This window comes from Bdellovibrio sp. HCB274 (assembly GCF_047306075.1).
In the GTDB taxonomy this organism is placed as follows: domain Bacteria; phylum Bdellovibrionota; class Bdellovibrionia; order Bdellovibrionales; family Bdellovibrionaceae; genus Bdellovibrio.
On sequence record NZ_CP178623.1, the window covers coordinates 1,624,394 to 1,647,644 of the forward strand.

General features: G+C 45.8%; 18 protein-coding genes. 11 read left to right on the forward strand and 7 right to left on the reverse strand.

All coding sequences use genetic code 11. The annotated features are described in order from the left end of the window. Window positions 1–10: 10 nt before the first annotated feature. The 4 genes from ACLWNV_RS07920 to ACLWNV_RS07935 all read right to left on the reverse strand — a co-directional run bounded on the left by ACLWNV_RS07920 (window position 11) and on the right by ACLWNV_RS07935 (window position 6,991). The gene (locus ACLWNV_RS07920; protein WP_413587390.1) at window positions 11–3,244 is read right to left on the reverse strand and encodes a DUF3857 domain-containing protein; all 3,234 of its coding nucleotides are present in this window, start codon (window positions 3,242–3,244) and stop codon (window positions 11–13) included. A gap of 118 nt (window positions 3,245–3,362) precedes the next feature. Continuing rightward, the gene (locus ACLWNV_RS07925; protein WP_413587391.1) at window positions 3,363–4,958 is read right to left on the reverse strand and encodes a hypothetical protein; all 1,596 of its coding nucleotides are present in this window, start codon (window positions 4,956–4,958) and stop codon (window positions 3,363–3,365) included. Between the two features lie 87 nt (window positions 4,959–5,045). Continuing rightward, the gene (locus ACLWNV_RS07930) at window positions 5,046–5,384 is read right to left on the reverse strand and encodes a DMT family protein (protein WP_413587392.1); all 339 of its coding nucleotides are present in this window, start codon (window positions 5,382–5,384) and stop codon (window positions 5,046–5,048) included. Continuing rightward, entirely contained in the window at window positions 5,384–6,991 is a 1,608-nt protein-coding gene (locus ACLWNV_RS07935) for a Na/Pi cotransporter family protein (RefSeq protein ID WP_413587393.1), read from the reverse strand. Before ACLWNV_RS07935 ends, ACLWNV_RS07930 begins: the two co-directional genes overlap by 1 nt. Before the next feature lie 82 nt (window positions 6,992–7,073). Here ACLWNV_RS07935 and ACLWNV_RS07940 point away from each other — a divergent pair, with 82 nt between their 5' ends. Then, window positions 7,074–7,487: a (deoxy)nucleoside triphosphate pyrophosphohydrolase gene (locus ACLWNV_RS07940; RefSeq protein ID WP_413587394.1), complete on the forward strand. Its 414-nt coding sequence runs from the start codon at window positions 7,074–7,076 to the stop codon at window positions 7,485–7,487. On the opposite strand, the gene ACLWNV_RS07945 is transcribed toward ACLWNV_RS07940, so the two are convergent. Continuing rightward, complete coding sequence (locus ACLWNV_RS07945) at window positions 7,472–7,882, reverse strand: thiol-disulfide oxidoreductase DCC family protein (RefSeq protein ID WP_413587395.1); 411 nt, start codon at window positions 7,880–7,882, stop codon at window positions 7,472–7,474. The two genes, ACLWNV_RS07940 and ACLWNV_RS07945, sit on opposite strands and share 16 nt — an antisense overlap. Window positions 7,883–7,938: 56 nt before the next feature. Here ACLWNV_RS07945 and ACLWNV_RS07950 point away from each other — a divergent pair, with 56 nt between their 5' ends. Next, complete coding sequence (locus tag ACLWNV_RS07950) at window positions 7,939–8,556, forward strand: LON peptidase substrate-binding domain-containing protein (RefSeq protein ID WP_413587396.1); 618 nt, start codon at window positions 7,939–7,941, stop codon at window positions 8,554–8,556. On the opposite strand, the gene ACLWNV_RS07955 is transcribed toward ACLWNV_RS07950, so the two are convergent. Beyond that, the gene (locus ACLWNV_RS07955; RefSeq protein WP_413587397.1) at window positions 8,553–9,467 is read right to left on the reverse strand and encodes a COX15/CtaA family protein; all 915 of its coding nucleotides are present in this window, start codon (window positions 9,465–9,467) and stop codon (window positions 8,553–8,555) included. The two genes, ACLWNV_RS07950 and ACLWNV_RS07955, sit on opposite strands and share 4 nt — an antisense overlap. A gap of 48 nt (window positions 9,468–9,515) precedes the next feature. Between ACLWNV_RS07955 and ACLWNV_RS07960 the strand changes: the two genes are divergently transcribed. From ACLWNV_RS07960 to ACLWNV_RS08000, 9 genes are all read left to right on the forward strand, one after another. Continuing rightward, entirely contained in the window at window positions 9,516–10,457 is a 942-nt protein-coding gene (locus ACLWNV_RS07960) for a cation diffusion facilitator family transporter (protein WP_413587398.1), read from the forward strand. A 181-nt stretch (window positions 10,458–10,638) separates the two neighbouring features. Further along, window positions 10,639–13,716: a hypothetical protein gene (locus ACLWNV_RS07965; RefSeq protein ID WP_413587399.1), complete on the forward strand. Its 3,078-nt coding sequence runs from the start codon at window positions 10,639–10,641 to the stop codon at window positions 13,714–13,716. Continuing rightward, window positions 13,713–14,171 carry a type IV pilus modification PilV family protein gene (locus ACLWNV_RS07970; protein WP_413587400.1) on the forward strand — a complete coding sequence of 153 codons (459 nt, stop codon included), beginning with the start codon at window positions 13,713–13,715 and terminating at the stop codon, window positions 14,169–14,171. Before ACLWNV_RS07965 ends, ACLWNV_RS07970 begins: the two co-directional genes overlap by 4 nt. Beyond that, entirely contained in the window at window positions 14,168–15,175 is a 1,008-nt protein-coding gene (locus ACLWNV_RS07975; RefSeq protein WP_413587401.1) for a prepilin-type N-terminal cleavage/methylation domain-containing protein, read from the forward strand. The genes ACLWNV_RS07970 and ACLWNV_RS07975 overlap by 4 nt, the downstream gene beginning before the upstream one ends. A 22-nt stretch (window positions 15,176–15,197) precedes the next feature. After that, complete coding sequence (locus ACLWNV_RS07980; RefSeq protein ID WP_413587402.1) at window positions 15,198–16,469, forward strand: EF-hand domain-containing protein; 1,272 nt, start codon at window positions 15,198–15,200, stop codon at window positions 16,467–16,469. A gap of 251 nt (window positions 16,470–16,720) precedes the next feature. Then, on the forward strand, window positions 16,721–19,753 hold the full coding sequence (locus ACLWNV_RS07985) for a hypothetical protein (RefSeq protein WP_413587403.1): 3,033 nt from the start codon (window positions 16,721–16,723) through the stop codon (window positions 19,751–19,753). Continuing rightward, window positions 19,750–20,208 carry a type IV pilus modification PilV family protein gene (locus tag ACLWNV_RS07990; protein ID WP_413587404.1) on the forward strand — a complete coding sequence of 153 codons (459 nt, stop codon included), beginning with the start codon at window positions 19,750–19,752 and terminating at the stop codon, window positions 20,206–20,208. Before ACLWNV_RS07985 ends, ACLWNV_RS07990 begins: the two co-directional genes overlap by 4 nt. Continuing rightward, the gene (locus tag ACLWNV_RS07995) at window positions 20,205–21,218 is read left to right on the forward strand and encodes a hypothetical protein (protein ID WP_413587405.1); all 1,014 of its coding nucleotides are present in this window, start codon (window positions 20,205–20,207) and stop codon (window positions 21,216–21,218) included. The genes ACLWNV_RS07990 and ACLWNV_RS07995 overlap by 4 nt, the downstream gene beginning before the upstream one ends. A 17-nt stretch (window positions 21,219–21,235) precedes the next feature. After that, entirely contained in the window at window positions 21,236–22,507 is a 1,272-nt protein-coding gene (locus ACLWNV_RS08000) for an EF-hand domain-containing protein (RefSeq protein WP_413587406.1), read from the forward strand. Window positions 22,508–22,741: 234 nt separating this feature from the next. Here ACLWNV_RS08000 and ACLWNV_RS08005 read toward each other — a convergent pair whose 3' ends face one another. After that, window positions 22,742–23,248 carry a TlpA disulfide reductase family protein gene (locus ACLWNV_RS08005; RefSeq protein WP_413587407.1) on the reverse strand — a complete coding sequence of 169 codons (507 nt, stop codon included), beginning with the start codon at window positions 23,246–23,248 and terminating at the stop codon, window positions 22,742–22,744. Window positions 23,249–23,251 lie beyond the last annotated feature (3 nt).

Sequence of the window (23,251 nt, forward strand, 5' to 3'; positions counted from 1 at the left end):
GTCTGAAAAATCACTTTGCTGGTTGCGTGGTTGGCGCAACCGACGGAGTAGTGGATGGTAAAGCCGTTGGTGACGCTGATGGTGTTGCCGGAGGCGTGACAGAAGCTGTCGCTGCTGGTGTAACTGATGCTGTAGCGGTAGGCGCAGTTGTCGGCTTGCTTACTGGTTTAGGCGTCGGTGTTGGTGAAGTTGCTGCAACAAGTGCCGCGGGCACGACAACAGCAATCGGAGTTGCAGTCGGTGCGACTGGCGAAGGCTGCGCCTTCACAGGTTCTGCTACTGCAATCGGAGTGTTAGCGGCCGCCGGAAGTCTTGGCGTGGGCTTTTTGCCATCGGCGATCAGCAGCAGATCTTTTTTCATCGAGGCTACTTTTTCTATGGAAACTTTTTTGCTTTCCAATGCTTTTTCCAAATAACGCAAAGACTTTTGTGCCGTCATTGGATTTAAATCAACCGTAGCACGGATATGATAGACTCGTGACAAACCCAGCAGACATTCTTCATTGCCCGGTGCATGGGTCAGTCCCTTGGCGTAAAGTTTTTCCGAAGCATCCAGGTTTTTAGCCTGATCCAGGGGATTGTTAACTGGTGCAGCCATTATAATGTCAGCTTTTCCAGAATATGCTTTTGCCAGAGTAGTTTTAGCCATTCCATAGGGATTCGTTTTAACAACTTCCTCGCCCACGGCAATAGAATCATCCCAGCGACCATAAGTCTGAATCAACGCCGCAAAGTTGCCAGCAAGCCACGAGTTGCCCGGATCGGCTTTGATCGCGTACTTATAATAATTCACACCATTTTCAATCTGATTGTTGGTGATCAGCAGGTGCCCCAGGGATGCTGCTGCCGTGGCTTTTTCCTGTTGGTTGCGGGCTAGTTCAAAGGCTTTGGTATAGGAACCAATAGCCGCTTGGATTTGTTTCAAATCTTCCAAAACTCGACCGCCCAATTTGTAAAGGTCGTAATCTTTAGGCGATGTCTTATAGGCCTGATTGAAAAGTCCGGAGATCTTTTCTTTGTCATTGCGATAGACTGCAACCCAGGTTTTTTGCTGTAAAACTTTTGGATCCTGAGGGTGGCGGGTTTCCACAACATCCAAAATGCGGGCCGATTCATTGATATATTCAGAGTCATCAATACTGTTATTGATATAATTCACGCGACGAACCGCCTGAGCGCGAACCAGCAGGGCATCCTTGTTTTCAGAATCCTGGGAAAGAATTTGTCCCGTAATGTGGAATGCTTCGCGTGCGCCTTGAATCGATTTCGGACCCCCAAGGGCAAGCTTATCCAAGGCAATTTGCACTGTGTACTTGTCCAGACGACTCTGCAAAGTATCCGCAGCGGCAAGCGGGGTGATTTTCACGACACTGCTTTTCATACACTCGGCCAAAGAGCCCAGCATGTATTGAAATTTGTCAGAGTTGAGTTCTTCAGATGATACCTGCACTTTATCAAAAACGACTTCATCGACAACTTTAAAGCCTTTTTCCTCTTTGATGAATTCACGGGTGATGCGATACCACGGAGTTAAAATATTACAGCCCAGTTCGTAGCCCACAAAATCATAGCCGTTAACATGAGTCACCGTTGACTCAGAAAAGCGTCCCAATAGATTAGCCGGAGTAACACGGTAACCAGTTAATGCCATCGGGGTCAGAGCCGCCAACGGAAAGCCAATATTCAGAAGTAACTTCTGATCTTCCCATTTGACGATTTCCTCGCCGATGGTTTTTTGAGTACCGGTGATGGAATTTGCAACGCGATTGCGAAAGCTAAAGCCCTCGTACATGCCCTTGGCATTTTTATTATCATTGCGCAGATAATTCATCAGGGTTTTCTTGGCTGCCTCTTCGCTGGTGCCGAAAGAAGATTCTGTGACGTATTTCGCATAGTCACCCAGGGCTTCAAAGTTTGTAACCGTATCGCTGCTGCGATCCAGATTGATTTTAATTGTCTTATCAAAAGTCAGACGGGATTGGGAGGCTGTTGGAAACGGCACTGTTTCCAAATTTTTAGCCAAGGCGCTGACCTCCAAAGCTCCAGACCCCGCAATGTCCGAAAACACGAATTCGGCGTTGCTGACGATATTAGTGGGATCGACCCAATAAGTACGATCACCTTCCTTCACTTTAACAATGGCATGATTGAACGCGGAAGCCATCACCACTTGGGATGGGGGAGTCTGCATCGTGATTTGACTTGCTTCCTGAGTCGAGGTTCTGCGCACCAACGCAACTTTCGCGTCAAGGCCCAGGGATCTTAGCATGGCTGTGGTCGCCAGGGAGAAGTCTTTGCAGTCGCCGGTTTTAACTCGAGAAATGTCTTTTAAGGGTTGGGCGATGACCATTTTATCAAGGCTTGTCCAGTTTCCTGAATAGGTCATGATGCTAGCAAGCTCAGAAGTAACGATATTGATTTTTTCTGCCGTGGTTTTCCCTTTTTTTGCTTTGGTCACGATTCGCGTAAAAGGAGCGGGCAGAGTTTTCACCGCCAGGATGTCTTCGTATTTTTTCGCCAGCGGTTTCACGAAAGTGTTCCAGTCATTCATGGTGGAGATATCCACGCGCGTGACCAGATCCGCATTTAGAACTGCCAGTGGCTCTTTAGGAACCTTGAATAAAGGTTTCGTTTGTTCAATTTCAAAAACATAGAATTCGCCTTCACGGCTTTCTTTTTTATTCAGTACTTTCCACGGATCGGTGATCTGATGGTAAAGGGGGAGAAGGGATTTGATTTTGATCTTACCGGCCTTCTCCGGGGCGTGAAGCCCGATCACATAGGACTGATTAAAAAGTCCCGCATGAACATTCTTTTTGTATTTAATTTTTACCGTGTATTTTGTGATGGAGCCAATCTTTAGATTATTAAAAGGGATTACCAGTTCTTTGACGTGACTTAATCCCTGAGCCGGGCCTTTTGCTGCGCGAACTGTGACGTCCTTGGCATTCACTGCAGATTCGACACCTTCCGTGATTGTGGAGGCCTTGATAAAAGTGACAGTGGAAGCATCAGGTAAAAAAGGAATTTTCTGCAACACCAATTCGTTGCGACCGCTTTCGTTTAGCACTTGCATCTCGGCTTCAACGATACTTTCAGACAAACCGTTTTTATCAACAGTCACTGTGTCGGTGGTGTTTACGATGGTGAACGGCGCTTCTTGTTCGCTCATCCAATCAGCATGAACGTTCAAAGAAATCAGGATTAAAAACAGCGATGTCATTGAAAGCAGAAGTGTTTTCATGAGTATTTTTTCGGAAAAAACTTAGCTTAACTTGATAAAATACTGTTTATATTGCGAATTCTGAACTCACAGGTGTCCTGCGAAGTGTAATGAAACCGGACTGGACTCGGCTTTGGTTTTAAGCGGACTCTTTTTCTTTCGCTTTGATATGGGCATCCACCAGCCAAAGTCGGATGTGTTTTAAAAAGCTGTCTTTCATCCCAAAGAATACGAAGTGATTCAAATAGCCTTCTGCAGCTTTGTTCTCTTCAGAGTAGTTGACGGTTGCGATAATTTCCGGGGTTTGATGTTCCTGCACGCGCCACAAAATAAATTCACGGAAAGCCCCTGTGGAAATCGCGCGGTGGTATTTCATAACCAATCCAGCTTCCGAGATTTGCGTGATCTCGACGGGATTTGCCACTTTGGCAGGAACGACTTCTTTGATGTAAGGCAGGGACGTTGTTTCCACCGTAGTGATGGCAAAGTTCGTAATCAGTTTTTTTGCAATATACGGCTTATCCAGTGGTGCAAAGAAAATGTCCTTACACCAACGGCTCATGTCCATGACTTCCGGTGGAGCGATTTTAGTGCGCGATAAAATTATTAACGGAGGCGTTTCTTTCCAGGGCACCCCTTGTTTTTTTGCACGCGCACTCATCTTATCAACCAGGGATTCCCAGGTTTTCTCTTTTTCTATGTCCAGCATGTGGTAGTTGATAATAACCAAGTCCGGATTAATAGCAGGGTTCTGACGATCTTTGCTGTCTAAGTCCTGCAAGTCAGAAAGCAGCTGACCCTGACTCTTATAGCTGTAAACTTCCAGATTTTGAAATCTTTGATTCAGCATCGTTTTAATTTCAATATCCAAAGAGTCATCATCGTTTAGCAGAATGATGCTGGTTTTTAAATTTCCTTTAGGAGTTTGTAAATCCAAAGTGCGATGGTCTTTATTCTGAATGATATCACGGCGGATCTTGGTAATCTGCCCAGGGTCCGCGCCGACAAACTGGAAAGTGCACAGGAATTCCTTGATGGAAATTTCCTTGCAGGCCACGCATGCCGCCAGAATACTTTTTTTGCTGTCTGATGAAAAAGCATCGCTGTAGTACTTGGTGATAGCGCCAATTTTAATTTCGTGATTATTCAAACTGGTAAAGCCAATCTCAGATAATGACTGAAACTGGATATCTTTTAGCATTTCAATCGTTGCTGAAATCTTGGTCGCCGCCAAGGTCGTGCTAGTCACCGGGTGATGGCCGGTCAAAGCATACTGAAGATGTTCTTTAACTATCAGTTTATCAAAAGGCTTATAAAGAACATTATTAATAATGCGCTCTTCGGCAAGCTTGATATCAAAGTTTGGATTATCAAAGGCGGTAAGAATTAATGCTGTCGGTTCGTGCTCGGCGCACATTTTTTTGCGAACGAAAAAATCCCGCGCGCGACGAACCAGTCCCATGTTTTGAGTTCCCAGGAACTCATTCTTGGCGATGACCAGGCGAAGCTCATCAGCGATGGAGGGTTCGGGTGTGTCAGAAAGATCGGAGGGATGTTTTTGTCCGGCATTTGCCAGGGCTTTTGCGCCTTCGTGCATGGCGACTTTAAGGAACTCATGAAATGAAGCCAGATCCTTGAAAAAGCGAATAGAGAGCTGAGGATCTATACTTTTTAGGCTGTCATATAGATCCTGATTGGTTCTCTCGTCATCTTCCAAAATCAGGATAAACTTCATACCCCTATTGTATCTTGGAATGGGACTAAAAACCAGATGACTGGACTTGTGTCTAGAATTGGGATTCTCTCGAGGGAGAAGTGTGGGCTATCGGAAGAGGAAGTAAACTGCACCGATCAGGCACAATGAAGCCCAAAGATAATCAAGCTTCAAAGGCTGTCCCATATACCAATAAGAAAACCCAGCAAACACCACCATCGTGATTACTTCCTGCATGATCTTAAGCTGTGGCAAGGTGTACACCTCAGAGCCTAAGCGGTTCGCCGGAACCTGAAAGATATATTCAAACAGGGCGATACCCCAGCTTGCTAAAATCACAATCCATAAGGCAGAGCTTTTAAAATTCTTTAAATGCCCATACCACGCAAAGGTCATGAAGACGTTTGAAATCAACAGCAAAACCAGGGGACTCACGTATTGAAGCATTATTTATGAGTCCTTTGATTGTAAGCGTGATTGCACAGCAAGCTTGCAATACGGCGGTATTCACTTAGCAAATCCAGATGGATCGAGCTGGTATTAATGGATGAATTTAGACCACGGTTTAAGCGGCTGATATGATTCTCTCGCAGTGAAATTTCCATTTTTGCCAAATCACGTTTTAACTGAATGGCTTCATCGCAAAGATCACGATTCTGATAGGCGTTGATCGCCATCGAAGAAACCTTCACCACTTGTTCGTGCATTTCACGAATTTCCGCCCAGCCTTCGCCCGAAAATTCCAGCTTTAAAGCGTTCTTTTTGATCGCCAAAGCCAGAATATTAATGTCGATGGCATCAGCTGCTCGTTCGGCATCAGACAGGAACATGATCATATTCATAACGTTCTGATGCACCACCGTGCTGGACTTGTTGGCGTGATCCAATAAGAACATTTTTGTTTCGCGGTAAAGGAAATCGACCTTGTTGTCGCGATCTTTGATGGAGTCAAAAACCTTGGGATCATTGGTTTCAAAAAGTTTGATCGAGTCTTTGATCATGCCCAGGACGATATCCGCAGTGCGCATGATTTCGCGATTGGCATAAGAAACCGCCAGGGCAGAGCTTTGGTAGTTGTTCATGTTCACGAACTCGGTACCAAATTCCTCTGAAGCCGCTTTCGGGAACATTTTTTCAATCCACTGAGCGCCCTTATCGATGAACGGATAGAAGATGATGGCCGAGATAATATTAAAAATTAAATGCGCATTGGCGATCGAGCGCGCAACAGTCGTATCGAAAGTCATCAGGAAATCGATAAAGAGCTGGGTGAACGGGTAGAAGATCACCACACTGATGGTTTTATAAAAGAAATGCGCCCAGGCGACCTGGCGCCCGATATAGTTTCCGCCTGCCGCAGAAATCAAGGCCACAGACGTGGTCCCGATATTCGCACCGTAAACCCAGATCATCGCATCGTAAAACGTGATCGCTTTTACTGCCGCCAAACTCATCGCAAGACCGATTGTGATGGCAGAGCTTTGCACGAACGCGCAGAACACAATAGAAATCAAAAGAGAATAGCCCGGGTTGTCACGAACGCTTTGGAAAAACTCCGTCAGCATTGGATTTTCCGCAAAGTGATGCGAGGACGTTGAAACCAGTTTTAGTCCCAGAAACAGCAAGCCAAAGCCCATGAAAACCAGGGAGAGGTTTTTAAAGACCGTTTTCTTGGATTTGAAATAAAAGGCGAAGGACACCGCAAAGACCGGCAAAGCGTACTGGGTTAAATCAAACGAGATCAATTGAACTGTGATCGTGGTACCGATCGCAGTCCCGATAATCACACCCATCACCTGGCGTAGATTGATGACGCGGGCAGATCCCAGTCCGACCAGCATCGAGGTTGCCGCTCCTGAGCTTTGCATCAAAGTTGTTAATCCCACACCCGTAAGAATCGAAAGAAGTTTATTTTGGGAAAGGTGATTAAGCAAATGCGTGATCTTACCGGCCATAAGCTTTTCAAGAGAAGAGCTGGTCATACTCATGCCGTAAAGAAACAAAGCCACGCCGCTGATAAGAATGATGAAATAGGAGTTCTGTGTATCAATCATAAAGATTCATCATAGCAGTATTTTTCGTTTAAGGAAGGGCGAATTCTGATTTATGCTGAGTCTACCTCGGAGGTAGTCATTGGTGGCAGATATTAAGAAGCCGGTTTTGGTTGTGGCAGCGGTCATTCGAAAAAAGGATGACTCAGAAAAACGCATTTTGCTGGTGCGTCGAGGCCCCGATCAAAGCGGTGCCGGCTTTTGGGAGTTTCCGGGAGGCAAAGTGGAGCCCGCAGAGTCACCAGAGCAGGCTTTGCGCCGCGAGATTGATGAGGAATTGGGGATTCAGATTACAGTCGGAGATTTCGTAGGCGAGTTGGATTTTGACTATCCCACTAAAACCATTCGATTGCGCGTTTATGAGGCGCTAACCAGCGAGAGCCATATTACTTTGACCGAACATGACGCGCTAAAATGGGTGACGGCTCATGAAATTAAAACGGAAGAGCTGTCGGCAGCGGATCGTCCGTTTGTGGAGATACTTCAAGGTAAAAGATAACCGCGTTCCTGAGGAGTGGGGAGGCGGCAGAAGTCGCGATGTCCAAACCAGGCGTAGCGATTTTTTGCAACGATTTTATAAAGAGCGTCTCGGAACAATCCTGGGATGATCCACCCAACGCGAGACAGACTGTACACTCCGCCCAAACCCGAAAGTATTTTAATTACGGCGGCAGAGCGATGATAAATCCGACCTGATTCGTAGTAAATGACTGTATCCAATGAAACGCGATCTTGTGCTGGTAGAAGCTTTTCAGCGGTAGTGCCTTGAAGTGGGGCAAATAAGAAACGATGCTCGGGATCGCGTGTAATGACAGCGTCGACAAAGCCATTACAAAGATGGCAGACACCATCGAAAAACACCACATTTCTCATTTTAGCATCGACATTTTCCATAGCAATCCCAGAGTACAATCATTATAATACATTAACAAGCTGTGGGGGTCCCTTGCATGGAAGTATTTTTGTTTCCGTTGGTCAACGTGACGTTGTTTCCAAATACAACCAAACCCCTGAATATTTTTGAACCCCGCTATTTGACCATGGTGAAAAACGCCGTGGCTCACAATAAACCCATTGCCATGGGTTTTATCGAAGATCCCTCCAAAGTGGGTCCCGTGCCTTTTGGTCAGCCCGTGCCTTTCGTGCGTGAAATTGCGGGTTACGGTTATGCCCAAATCATCGAAGAGCGGGTGAACGGAACTCTTCTGGTCTTTTTGCAAGGACAAGGCAAGTTACGTTTAAAGCATACAATCGATTACAAGACGCCTTACATCGTATGTGAGGCAGATATTATTGCCGAGCAAACCCTGGTCGACCCGCAACACTTGGTGCGCCTGCAGGGCCTGCATAAGGTTTTGATTCGCTGGATACATACGCATATTCCTGATCCTGCTCAGCGGGATCTTTTTCTGCGTAATTTGAATTTGCCTGAAGAAGTTGTTGGAGCCTTTGCTTCGTATATGGTTCGTGATTACGACCTGCAGCAGATGGTTTTGGAGATAAATGATATCAACGACAAGGTGGATTTTCTCCACCGTCTCACTGAATCCAACGAACTAACGACTTAAGCGTTTTTCCCTGCGTTACGCATGAAAAACACCCATTGAAGCAATGTCACCCAAATAACATGGGCCAGGCACAGGTGGGTGATCTTCATCCATGTCGGGGCGTGAAAAATCAGCGTACCGAACCCAAATAAAATTCCCGTGACCAGAATGCCACTCATTTGAGCAGATTTCTTTTGCACCAGTTCGTTGGTCGCTGATTGTGATTTTAACCAGAAGAATAAAGCCAAACTTCCTGCACCCAAAACCGCCAATACCGGATGCAGCCCGCGCAAGCGAACCAGGAAGTGGGAGTCAGTCGAAAGATCCGCCATCAATCCTGCGAAAAGATCGTCAGTCGGGAAAAGAGAATTGGACAAAGAAGCCCAAGCCCCAGTGATACCAAGAACCATAATTATCAAAGGCAATAGTTTAAAGCGCTTGTATCCAGCAGCCGGAGCCGGAGTTGTGTCACTTAAAACGGCTGCTGCAAATGCCAATGCCACAGCACCTGTTAAAACAAACGAATTCACCTGATGCAGGGCCATGATAAAGGCACGGTAAGGGGTGTCGTTGGTGGTAACCAAGCCGAACAAAACAAGTTTTGCTCCAAGTAAAGCTTCAGTGATCATAAACACCAAAGTTGCAAGCGCGGCTTTGCGTGCGAAATGTCCTACGGGATAAATTTTGCGAGCGGCCCAATAGAAATAAATAACAATAAACCCGTAAATTCCTGACATCAGGCGATGCCCATACTCCACCCAGGTTTTGCCCCGTTGAGCTTCAGGAATAAGTTGGCCATGACACAATGGCCAAGTGTCGCCGCAGCCGTCTCCCGAGTGAGAAATTCGCACCCAGGCACCCCATAGGATGACCAAAATCGTGTAAACCAAAAGTCCAAATGCAAATTTCTTGTATTGAGCGCGTGTCATCATGTGCAAAGGGCTATCATGAGCTTGAAAACGCGTCAATAAAGGGCTGTAATGGACCGCATGAGTAACGAACACAATCACCATCATCATCACAGTCACAGCCATGGGCATCACCACCATCACAGTCACGGAGCCGTCATCGGCCGTATGCGTTTCGCCTTTGTGCTGAACCTGGGGTTTGCATTGGTGGAGCTTGTCGGAGGATATCTGACGAACTCCGTCGCAATCATGAGTGATGCTCTTCATGATTTTGGTGATGCGATGGCCATGGTGATTGCGATCATCATGGAGAAACTTTCTCACAAATCCAGTGATGCGAAATTTTCCTACGGCTACCGTCGTTTTTCAGTCTTGGGTGCAGTGATCACAGGCGTGATTTTAATTGCGGGTTCGATTTTTATCCTGATTGAAGCCGTGCCCAGATTGATTAATCCGCAGCAGCCTCATGCGAATGGCATGTTGTTGCTGGCGATTCTGGGCGTGACGATTAATGGTCTTGCAGCACTTCGCGTATCCAAAGGAACATCACTGAATGAGCGCATGTTGATGTGGCACATGATCGAAGATGTGATGGGTTGGGTTTTGGTTTTGATTGGTGCTCTGGTGATGAAGTTCTGGGACCTGCCACAAATTGATGCGGGCCTGGCTATTGCCTTGTCCTTGTGGATTATGTTTAACGTATTTAAAAATCTGCGCGAATCGGCGAAAGTGTTTTTGATGGCTTCACCAAGTGGCGCATCAGTGGAAGCAGTGGTCGAGGATATTCGCAAAGTTGCAAATGTTGTTGATGTTCATCACGCGCACTTGTGGTCACTTGATGGCGAGAACCATGTTTTCACCGCGCACGTGGTGTTAAAACAGGAAGCATCTTTGTCTGAAATGCAGACGGTAAAAAACGAAGTTAAAAAAAGAATGAAGAGCTTTGGCATCATCGAAGCAACGGTCGAAACTGAGATTCAGGGTGTTTCCTGTTTGGATCCTCAGCATTCCTAAAAGGAAACCGCCCGCATATCTCTCAGTTCATAGTAAACCCGCGAGGCGCTTCTTGGAAACGCCTCGAACATTGGTTGATATCACAACCTAATTATTTAAAATCTCTGGGTTTATCACGGTTGCTCCATATATTTTCACTCTGCCTTTACCGATAAGTACTCACATAACAGGGGCTACCGGTATGTGCAGGAAAATTCTAAATCAAAAAGGCAATGCGATTTTGCAAGTGCTCGCAGCGATGGTTGTGATGAGCATCAGCTTTTATTTCCTTTCTTCGTACGTCATCGGCCAGCGAAAGCAGGTTGTGAAAACCAAGAACGTGGTTAATTTAAAGTTCGCCGTGAACAGCGCTCTTGATTACGTGGTCTTCGGTATCCGCCAAAAATATTGTTTTGATAACGGCACCCTGATGCAGAATACGACAAGCTGCGATTGGAAACATCCAGGCAACGTCGAGCGTTTAGTAATGTCTGATGAGCAGTTGCAATCGCTGCAGGCGATGTTGACGGCAGGGGTTGGCATTGGACCGAATGATGGTCCGAATACACTGCGACTGGATCAAATTGATTTGTCTCTAAAGTTTCCCGTGTCCTCAAATCACCCTTTGTTCCCCGTGGTTAATGCATTGAAGGCCGTTGTAAATGAAATGACCGGCGTAGTTGTTCCGGTCTCTTCTATTCGTGTTCTGTTAACTCGTCCAACTAATGAAGGTTATTTGCCGAAAGCAGGTCGGGAAGTTTTCGTCCAAGCACAAGTTTCTCTTTTAGATAATTCAGGCAATATCATTCAGATTGGTCAGGCACCACTATTAGCGCGGTCGCAGCTTGCAATTTATCCACGCGAAATTGGTTCCTTTGCATTGGTGCTTCCGGGCAATTTGCGTTTAGATAAAGAGTGGGATGCCTCGGCCACCAGTGCAGACGTAAACTTTCATAAATTCGGCAGTAAAACAGATCTTGGCAGCAGTCCCGGCTTAGTATTTACCAGTCCCGTTTTTGTGAACGGGAATATTACTTTACCGCTCGATGCTGGAAACGGTGGAAAGTCTGCATATGCAGGTGTGACGTTCGCAGACCGTGTTTATATGGGGAATGGCTGGATCCAGAATCCAGACAATTCACAGTATACGCCGAAATCGCAAGGTGGTTTGGCAGACCGATACTGGTCAGACTCGCGCGTTTTCGGAGGTTTTTTAAAAGGCATTGAAAACGATGGTATGCGTGACCTGGGGCTCGATGTACTTTCAGGTCAATCAAATGGATCGACTGGCAATGAATTTGAATTAAATAAAAAATGTGCGGAGCTAAATCAGAAAAGTACTAAATTTGAGTACATGAAGCTATCGAAGCTGAAAGCCGATATCACAGAGAAGAAGGATCCCCCTGAAACGGATGGCTACTACTCAAATTACCGAATGATTCTTACCAACTACAATAACTTCAGTGCTCAAAAAAATCCTGTGCCTAACTATGTGACGAAAGGTGACTGGGGCTCCACCGTAATAGAAGTCGATAAAAAGGGCAAAGAAACAGGGGGAATGGCAACTGTGGAAATAATTTTAGGTAGTGATTCCGAGGCCAGATCCGTTGCTGTTGATTTAGTTAAGGATGGTCTAATCACACTTAAATTTCCTTCAGAAGTACCTGGTCGCGAAGACTTACTAACCAAAGCTCGTGATGCTGCCGAAGCTAAGTTGAAAAGTATTGTGGATGCAGCAGGACAGCCTAGTGCCGGGCTTGTGACATTAAGAAACGAAAAGGCTGCAATTGAAGCAGAGCTAAAAGCGGCGCAAGACAGTCTAAAACTAGAAAAAGAAAAACCTAAAGATACGACGGTGATCGTTACACCATCTCCAACTGGAACCCCGGGCCCATCTCCGTCGCCGACTGGTACAGCTGCACCGTCCCCATCGCCAACCGGTACGGCAGCTCCATCTCCTTCGCCGACAGGAACAGCGGTTCCTTCACCAAGTCCTTCAGTTTCTCCATCTCCAACTGGAACTGCAGTTCCATCACCTTCACCATCGCCCACTACTACACCAGCGACGGATTCTCCATATCAGGATCCAGATAAAATTAAAGAGCTTGAAGATAAAATCACTGAATTAACTGTTAGGTTGAATGAAAAAATAAAGGATATCGCAGAAAAAGAGAAAGTGGAAAACGAGGCCAATTCTTCAGACAAGAAGAAGGCAGAGATTGATCTTGCCAAAGCGCAAGCCCAATTAGACCGCTATCTGGAAGCAAAAAATAATCCACCAGAAATTAAGGTGGACATGGATCCAGCCAAAAGCTGGACAGGAAAAACCTATAAAGACCGGGTTGATCTTCAAGTCACAATTAAAAATGGCCAACACATACTTGATTCAGAGGGTGAGCGTATCGAAAGGGTAACTATTAGATTCAGAGCCTACGATGGAACTTACTACTACAGCAATCCTATTCTACCGAACCCGGATCCAGCACACTTGCAGGGTTACTTGAATTTCGATATTGCGAGCAATGGATCTATTACTCGTCCAACAATTCTTGAAGACGGGGATAAGGATGGCTCGGCGGATCTCGCGGCAGAATGTGAAGCCTATTATAACATGATCAACTCTCAGTCTTTCGGTGCCGCGAATTGGGGATCAAGCTTTTCACCCACGACGCGACACTCTTGGAACTTTGCTGGTGAACACGTGGCTGACCCTACCAAAACCGTGGAAAACGTTGCAATCGACCGAGTCTGGGCAACGGATGATGAGAAGTTTATGGTTAGATCCATTATCAAAAATTGCGTGATTCAGCCCGGGGCCAGTTTTGTAACGGGATTCTTTACCTGTGACAATTTAACCATCCAGGGTGGTCGAACAAAACCGCTGAACATAGTCGGAACTTTCATTATTGGTAAAACTTTGAAAATCGATGAGCAAGCAATTCGTACAGGAATTACTTGGAGCAGCGTTTACTATCCACAGGCAACCCAGGAGCTACGCGCGCGCGGCGTGCTTTATCCACTTTCAGATAAAGGCAATCGTACTAAGTGCGACAATCTGCCTTCCCCAATCTGGCATCCGATTCCATCTATTCAGGAAACAGCGGACAGAATGTCGTGCAATGTGATCAGTCTACGGGCGAAAGCTAATCCGTTTCAATGGACTGCAGTTGATCCGGATTGTGGAATTCCAAGTGGCGCGACACAAACAGTACCTACGTGTAAGCGTCGTATCTATCACTACTTCGTAGTTGAGCAGGCTCGAGAAGGACAAGGCTTATGATGAAAATACATTTGCTTGGAAACCGCAATGGTCAAACTATCGTTGAAGCACTTGTGGCTTTGGGACTTATTTCAGTCATCGGATTAACATTTGCCGGTGGAATGGTTTCTTTACGCAATACCTCAAAAGCAAGTTTAATGGCCTCGGCCACGGATCGCCAGGTTTCCGATATTGCAGAAAATATTAAAGCTGGTGTTCAGGAGTATCAGGTTAACTTCAACTACGATCAAACTAAAATCGACGATTATCTGCCAGTGGATAAATTGCCGATGCTTTGGGATGTGGGGCGTGTGGCAGAGCGCGGAAGTTGTGATACCTGTAAAGGATCCTATGGGTATATTATTCAACCCTACGAAGTCTATCGTGGTCTTTATCTTGTGACCTTAAGAATGACTCACGAAAGCTGGGCACCAGATAAATTCCGTGACTATACATTTGTAGTGAGTGCGAAATGACGATTCGCAATCAGAAGGGTGTCACTTTATTGGAAATGATGGTCGGCCTAGGGTTGTCGGCCTTTGTTATTATGGTTGTAGTGGCCGTTCAAGTTCACATGACCAAAGAACAAGCTCTACTCACGCGGCAGCTAGGGGATTCGATTGATCAGAATCTTGCAGAACGTATTATTTTTAAAAACCTAAATGGTATTGAAGCTTCTTATAATAACATTGTAGTCAAAGACGACCACGGTAATAACTTTTATGATTTCTATCCGGATCTTACCGATAATATGTTAAAGGTGCGAGCGGACCGGGATTTCAACCTGAGTTTAAGTGCTGGCAATCAGGAATTTTTTGTACTGACGCAAGACTTCGCCTCGGGAGCGATGTTGAACTATGACCCCGTGTGGGCCTACACCGTGGGACCTGAACCAGCCGATCCCAATGTGCCGGCCACCTTAACTTTTAATGCCAGTAAGAATCGTGGATGGATCTCCAATGAAAAAAGTGGGGGACGACCAGGGTTTTGGCGTGATGGAAATATTCTTTTCTTTGATACGCCCAACCGGATTCGACCGGTTACGAATGGCGTTGTGGACAGGTTGATTCCACCGCGCAGTCCTTTCTTTATAGGATCGATAAATGTTCAAGCGGGAGATAATCTGCAAGTGATGACAGGTGGAGCTGAGAATCTGTTTAAGCTGACTCAGCCTGCAAACGGTAATCCAATTACCAGTCTGGATGTTTTTTTAAGAGCTCTGCCTTCGGTCGGTGGTGGACAAACAATAGTTCGTGCCCGTGTCGTGAAGTTGATCAGGTATTCTGTCGAGCCTGACACGAAGAAAAAGCCCGAGGACTACGAAACCCAACCTCTCAACTTGTATTACAGCGAGTATCGCAATGGTAAATGGGAAGGAAAGTTCATGTTGGCTGATGGTGTTGAGAAGATGATTCTACGTCGCGATTCGGTTATGAAGCGCATGATTTATTTTAAAATATTCAAATCGAAAAAGAAGTAATTTTGGTCGTTAGGGGGCAGTTATGAAAACAGCAGTTATTTTAATAGGGGCCTTCGCTCTTGCTGGAGTAAATGCCAAAGCGGATCAAGAGAACGTCTTGGCCGTCAGTAAAGACGTGCCAATGTCTGTGAACTCGGTCAATGCGGGTGAAACTGTCAGCAGCGCTCCGGCATCTGGTATGGTCACTCGGGCTGGCAAAGCTACGATGACAGTACGCCTAATTAACAATTGCTTTCCGACGAATCTTCGAGCTGTTGCGAACCCATTGGCCAAGAGTTCATTGGTTACTGCTGACATAAATATTTTGATCGGCTCAACAGTCTATAACATGGGTGCTGAGTTTCCTGCAGTCATTGTCACCGAGGAAGGGTCTGGCACAATCGGCAATGGCCATGTTGCAAATATCAGTTCTTCAAAAGTTAAAATGACTCCAGCTGGTGGTACGGCTGCGATTTACGGAAATATTCTGGAGTTTAGAACTAAAATTCCTACAGCAGTTTCGGTGGACGACTCTGGGAATATTGCTGTTAGCAAGGAAAACGTGGCTTTGGGCACGATGAGCTTTGAACAGGAAACTCAGGATTGCACCGCTGGGCCGGTATTTGGTAACTATGGCTGGTCTGCTATGATGCCTACGTATAAATGTGGAGACTTCATGGGGCAGGATGGGCCCGTGAGCGTAACTATCGGAGGCTTCAACGTATCGCCAGACAGATCCGTCGCCGAAATATTTATCAGCTATCCAGGAGAGACAAATTTCTGCGGGGGCTTCTGGTCGCCTCTTATGGTTTTCTTTGATGATAAACTTCCGGTCTTTGAAAACGTAACTGATTTTCCTCTGAATCCAGGTGGCAAAGTCTATTGGCCGAATGCCCACAGCCCGGGATTTTTCGTGGCGATGGATCGTGACAAGAATGGCAAAATCGATAAGAAAGACGAACTCTTTGGTGACAACAACACTGACGTAAACGGATTTGAATCTTTGAAAAAGCTAGATACCAACAAAGATGGATTCATCGATGCGAAAGACAAGGATTTCAAACGCCTAGTGCTTTGGAATGATAAAAATGGTGATGGAGTTTCTCAAAAATCTGAAATCACCAAAGCAAGTTTGAAATTAAATAAGATTTCATTGAACTACACAAAGCTTTTTGAAAGCCGCGGTAAGAACGCTGAGATCCGGGAGCGTGCAAAATTCTGGTATACCGATGCGAAAGGCAAAACAAGGAAAGGGGATATATACGATATTTGGTTTGCACCCTACATTCAGACCAATTTAGCGGGTTCCAACTAACTTCCGGTGGGGGACTCCAGACACATCTGTGGACACACTTTTGTGAGGATCGGGGAGTAATTTTTGTCTCGGTTTGAGTCGGAAACTGCCCGAATATATAACATAAATTAGTATCACAGCCTAACTACCCAAAGAATCTTGGGATTGTTACGTTTTTTTTATAATCAACCGTCGTTTCCCATCCGATAAGGACTCATATGGGAAACGCAGGTATGTCTAGAATAATTGGTAATAAAAAAGGGAACGCGATAATGCAAGTACTCACGGCCATGGTCGTGATGAGCATTAGTTTTTATTTTTTATCCTCTTACGTCATTGGCCAGCGTAAACAAGTAGTTAAAACCAAAAACGTAGTAAATCTAAAGTTCGCGGTGAACAGTGCCCTGGATTATGTCGTCTTCGGTGTTCGTCAAAAATACTGTTTTGATAATGTGACGCTGATGCAGAACACGACAAGCTGTGATTGGAATCACGCGGGTAACGTTGAGCGCCTGGTGATGTCAGATGAACAGCTTCAGTCTTTGCAAGCGATGGCGACGTCGGGCACCAACATTGGTCCGCACGATAAAGATTTAGAAAAACTGCGCCTTGATAAAATTGAACTTAACCTGGTATTTCCGGTTTCAGCGAACCATCCACTTTTCCCGGTTGTTAATAATTTAAAAAACGTTGTGGATGAAGTGTCAGGTGCCGTTATTCCGGTGAAGTCGATTAAAGTGGTACTTACTCGTCCGCCTAATGCGGGTTACCTGCCAAAGGCGGGACGTGAAGTTTACATTCAAGCACAAGTCTCCCTTGTTGATAAATCGGATAAAGTTATTCAGGTGGGACGCGCTCCATTACAAGTACGTGCTCAGCTGGCAATCTATCCACGCGAGGTGGGATCTTTCGCGCTTATCCTTCCAGGAAATCTGCGCATGGATAAGGACTGGAATGCATCGCAATCTGAAATCGGTGATGTGGTATTCCATAGATTCAACAATAAGGCTGAATTAAAAAACAGTACCGGTCTGGTATTTAAAAGTCCTGTCTTCGTAAACGGAAATATCCATTTGCCATTTGATACTGGTGCTGGTGGTAACTCTAACTACGCGGGTGTTACTTTTGCCGATCGCGTGTACATGGGAAATGGCTGGATTCTAAGACCGGATAATCGTCCTTTCGCTCCTTCTACTCAGGGTGCCAGTGCCGATCGTTTCTGGTCTGACTCCCGCGTGTTCGGTGGATTCCTGTCAGGTATCGAGAACGATGGTATGCGTGACTTGGGCCTTGACGTGATGTCGGGTCGCTCATCAGGTTCTAATGGTGAAGAATATGACTGGAATAAAATCTGTTCTGATCTGAATCAAAAGAGTTCAAAACTTGAGTACATGGAAGCCTCTGACCTAAAGGCAACCAAAAAAGAATCGACGGATCCCACTAAAGAGGGCGAAGGTTACTATACGAACTACCGTCTGGTACTTACCAACTACAACACCTTTTACGCACAGAAAAATCAACTTCCGACCAACCCGACACTCACAGGCGATTGGTCAACGGGCAAATGGACTATTGATAACAAAGACAGATGGTCAGGTGCGGTTGCCAAAGTGGAAATTCTCTATGGATCCGGTGCTGACGAACGAAAATTCAGTATGGATTTGGTGAAAGACGGTTATGTCGAAGTAAAACCTCCGGTATTAAATCCGGCACGTTTGACTTCTATTAAGAATTCTTTGGATCAGGCAAAACTAGATTTAAAGAATGCCCAGGACACAAGTGATAGCCAAAGTTCATCTTTAAGCACTTTGAAAACTCAAAGATCTACGACGGAATCTGAGCTAAAAACCGCAAAAGACAACTTGTTAGTAGAAAAAAACAAACCCGTTGAGCCGGTTCCGACACCATCACCATCACCGTCGCCATCGGTTTCGCCGACCGTTTCTCCATCACCAACTGAATCTCCAGATCCAGAAGCGACACCGGGCCCAACTCCTGAGACGACACCGGAATCATCACCAGAGCCGACACCAGTCATGACGGTAAGTCCATCGCCAAGTCCATCTCCGACGCCTGTTCCTCCAGGGACTTATCAGGATCCGGCAGAAATCGAGCGCCTGGAAAAATTGGTCACATCACTTTCAGATAAGCTGAGTGATTTGAATAAACAAATTAATAATCTTGAAACTAAAGACATGCCAGCGACGACCAAGGCTAAAGACACTGCTCAAGCCAATGTCACTAAATACCAAGGGCAGCTGGATGCCTACGAAGATTTAAAAGATCATCCACCGATTATTAAAGTGGACCTGGATCCAGCATATAGTTGGACAGGTAAGGAATATAAAGATCGTTTGGATGTACAGGTGACTATCACCAATGGTCAGTACTTGGTGAATAAAGACGGTCAGCGAATTAACAACCTATCAGTTCGTTTCAGAGGATACGATGGAACATACTATAATAGCGTGCCGATTCGTTCAAGTGCGGATCCGGATCACTTATCGGGATATCTGAACTTCCTGATTGCAAGCAATGGTAACGTAACTCGTCCAACGGCTCTGTCTTTAACGTCGGGAACGGGATCGGGCACGGACGATGACACGTCAGCTGACTTGGCGGCGAAGTGTGAAGAGTACTATAACATGATCAACTCCCAGTCTTTCGGTGCTGCGAACTGGGGTTCAAGCTTCTCTTCATCGACTCGTAAGTCCTGGAACTTTGCTGGCGAAGATGGTGCGGTGACAGCTGATCCAGTTGCGGCAAACAGAACTTGGGCGGCAGATGATGAGAAGTTCATGGTTCGCTCTATCATCAAGGACTGTGTGATTAAGGCTGGAGCCTCTTTCGTAACAGGCTTCTATACGTGTGACAATCTGGTGATCGAAGGTGGCCGTACAAAACCACTGCGTATCGTGGGAACCTTTATCATCGGTAAGTCCTTGCAGATCAATGAACAGGCGATTCGTACAGGGATCACGTGGACAAGTATTTACTATCCGCAGGCGACTCAGGAACTTCGCGCCCGTGGTATTTTGTTCCCGCTTTCAGATCCTGCCAATAAAACCAAGTGCGATAATCTGCCGTCTCCGATCTGGCATCCTATGCCTTCGATTCAGGAAACAGCCGATCGTATGAATTGTAATGTAATCAGTCTGCGTGCGAAAGCGGATCCATTTAAATGGACAGCGGTGGATCCAGACTGCGGTATCCCGATTGGGGCAACTCAAACGGTGCCGACATGTAAACGCCGCATTTATCACTATTACGTGGTGGAGCAAGCTAGGGAAGGACAAGGACTATGATGAAAAAAACAAACATTCAAAACAATCATGGTCAAACAATCATCGAAGCGCTGGTTGCTTTGGGATTGATCTCGGTCATCGGTTTGACTTTTGCCGGTGGGATGTCGAATTTATATAAGACATCTCAAGCAAGCTTGATGGCAGGTTCTACAGATCGTCAGGTGAATGATATCGCCGAAAATATTAAAGCCGGTGTGCAGGATTATCAGGTCAATTTCAATTACGATCAGACTAAAATTGATGATTTTCTTCCGCCAGACAATTTGCCAATGCTTTGGGATGTGGGACGTGTAGCAGAGCGTGGTAACTGTGATACCTGCCAGGGAAGCTATGGATACATCATTCAGCCTTACGAACTTTACCGTGGGTTGTATCTGGTAACTTTAAGAATGACACATAAAAGCTGGAAATCTGAAAAATTCAGAGATTACACATTTGTGGTGAGTGCAAAATGATGATTCGCAATCAAAAGGGCTTAACTATTACGGAGTTATTGATCGGGATAGGATTATCCGCGGTCGTGATTTCTGTTGTGGTTGCCGTGCAAGTACAAATGGCAAAACAGCAGACGGAACTCACCCGTAAGCTGGATGATTCTATCGATCAGAATCTGGCCGAGCGTATTATTTTTAAAAATCTAAATGGACTTGAAGTTTCCTATAACAACATCACGGTTCTGGATGATAACGGTAATAACTTTTATGATTTCTATCCAGATCTGACTGAAAACGTTCTTAAGATTCGTCCTGATCGCGAGTTCACACTGAATCTTGGTTCGGGGCAGAGTGAGTTTTTTGTTGTAACTCAGGATTTCGGGGCGGGGCCTTTATTAAACTATGACCCAGTGTGGGCTTATGACGTGGGTGCTGATCCAGGTGATCCAAACAAACCAGCCTCATTAACTTTTAGCCCGAGCAAAAGCCGCAAATGGATTTCCAATGAAGCAAACGGTGGTCGCGCTGGATTCTGGCGCGATGGAAACGTTTTGTTCTTTGATACTCCAAGCCGCATTCGTCCGCTGAAGGATGGCGATGTAGATATTCTTACTCCGCCGAGAAGTCCTTTTTATCTGGGCACAGTCAGTCCGCAGGCTGGCGACAATTTGCAGAACATTACCGGAGGGGTCGAGAAGTTATTTAAAATGACTCAGCCATTTAATGGTAATCCCATCACCAGTCTGGATAATTTTTTAAGAACTTTACCAACTGTGGGCGGGGGGCAGACAATCGTGCGTGCCCGCGTGGTTAAGATCGTTAAGTACTACGTTGAAATAGATAAAAAGAAAAAAGCCTCTGACTATGAAACACAACCTTTGGTGTTGTACGCGGCTGAATATAGAAGTGGCAAATGGGTCACTCAAACCATGCTTGCGGACGGTGTTGAAAAAATGGTTTTACGCCGCGACTCTGTTATGAAGCGAATGATTTATTTTAAAATTCATAAATCTGTAAAGAAAAAGACCTGATCGTTATAGGGGGAAGTATGAAAACAGCAGTTATTTTGGGAGGAGCATTTGCATTGCTGTCCGGTACAGCAATGGCCGATCAAAGCAACGTTTTGGCCGTCAATAAGGATGTTCCAATGGCTGTCAACTCCGTCAGTGCCGGCGAATCCGTCGTGGGAGCACCCGCATCGGGTACCGTTACGCGCGCAGGCCGGGATACAATGACGGTACGTTTGATTAACTCCTGCTTTCCAACGAACCTTCGCGCTGTGACCAATCCTTTGGCGAAAAGCTCGCTGATCACAGCCGATATCAATTTATTGATTGGAACCAAGACTTACAATATTGGTGCCGAATACCCTGCGGTGGTGGTCACCAAAGAAGGCTCGGGAACTGTAGGGAATGGTCAAATTGCCAATATAGCTTCATCTAAAGTAAAAATGATTCCAGCCGGAGGTACGGCTGCGATTTACGGAAATATCGTGGAATTTAAAACAAAAATTCCCACCGACGTTTCAGTCGACGACTCCGGTACTATCACGGTCAGTAAAGCAACCGTTGCGCTGGGTGCGATGAAATTCGAGCAGGAGGTTTTGGATTGTAAGACGGGCCCGGTTTTCGGTAACTATGGTTGGTCTTCGCAAATGCCAACTTATGGTTGCGGCGATTTTATGGGTAAAGATGGTGACGTGACTGCCACGATTGGCGGATTCAACGTTTCACCAGACAGATCGGTTGCCGAGATCTTTATCAGCTTCCCAGGGGAAACTGGATTCTGCGGAGGTTACTGGTCCCCATTGATGGTGTTCTTTGATGACAAGCTTCCGACATTTGAAAACGTCAGTGATTTCCCTCTAAATCCAGGTGGTAAAGTCTATTGGCCTAATGCCAACAGTCCGGGATTCTTCCTGGCTTTGGATCGCGATAAAAACGGTCGCATTGATCAAAAGGATGAGTTATTTGGTGATAACAACACAGACATCAATGGTTTTGAGTCTTTAAGAAAACTCGACACTAACAAAGATGGTGTGATTGATGCCCGCGATAAGGACTTTAAGCGTCTGGTTCTTTGGAATGATAAGAACGGGGATGGAGTTTCGCAGAAATCTGAAATGACTCAGGCTCGATTGAAGCTTGATAAGATTTCTCTTAAGTACGAAAAGAACTTTGAGAATCGTGGTAAGAATGCTGAGATTCGTGAGCGGTCTAAGTTCTGGTATACGGATGCTAAGGGAAAAAAACGCTCTGGTCATATTTACGACATTTGGTTTGCGCCTTACATCCAGACTAACTTGGCTGACTCTAAGTAATTTCTTTTCTCGATTTTAAATTAAGATTTTATTGGGACCGAGGAGAACTGCCTCGGTCTCGTCGTTTTTGGAATGGCTGACTTCGCGACACGCCTTCCGGGCTCAGCCGTGGCCCCGCCAAGGGCGGGGTGCGCGCCGTCGTGGCGCCCACGGAGGTCGCTTCGCATCCATCCCAAAACCGCCGTGCCCGAGGCAGTTCTCTCGTGCGGCGGTCTTCTTTTTTTAGATTCTCGATCAGTTTTTTTCGATTAATTCTTTTATGGTTTTTTCAATTACTTGGGCTTTCTTTTCGTCGAAGCCTCTTACGAACGTTATTGGTTTTTGGTTTCTATCGAAGATGAAGGCTGTGGGGATTGCTACTACGTTGAAGGATTCCAGATACTTTTTTCCTGGGTCTGCGAAGACGGGGAAGGGGTATGGGGTGGTTTTTAGATAGCTGTCGCGGGTTTTAGTGTCGTCGTCTTCGTTGACGGCTAGGATTACCAGGCCTTTGGATTTGTATTTCTTGTAGAGGTTCGTGTAGTGCGGAAGGGCTTCTTTGCAGGGCTCGCACCAGGTGGCCCAGAAGTCTACGATGACTATTTTGCCTTTTAGGTCTTTTAGTTGAACCTTGTGTTGATTCAGGGATTCCCCTGGTAGAGATGTTAGTTGTACTTTTAGTTCTGCTTCTGCTTGGGCTGCGTGCAAAGGCATCGCTGAAAGAATGATTGAAGCAAATAGCAGGGCGAAGGCACGTAACATAAA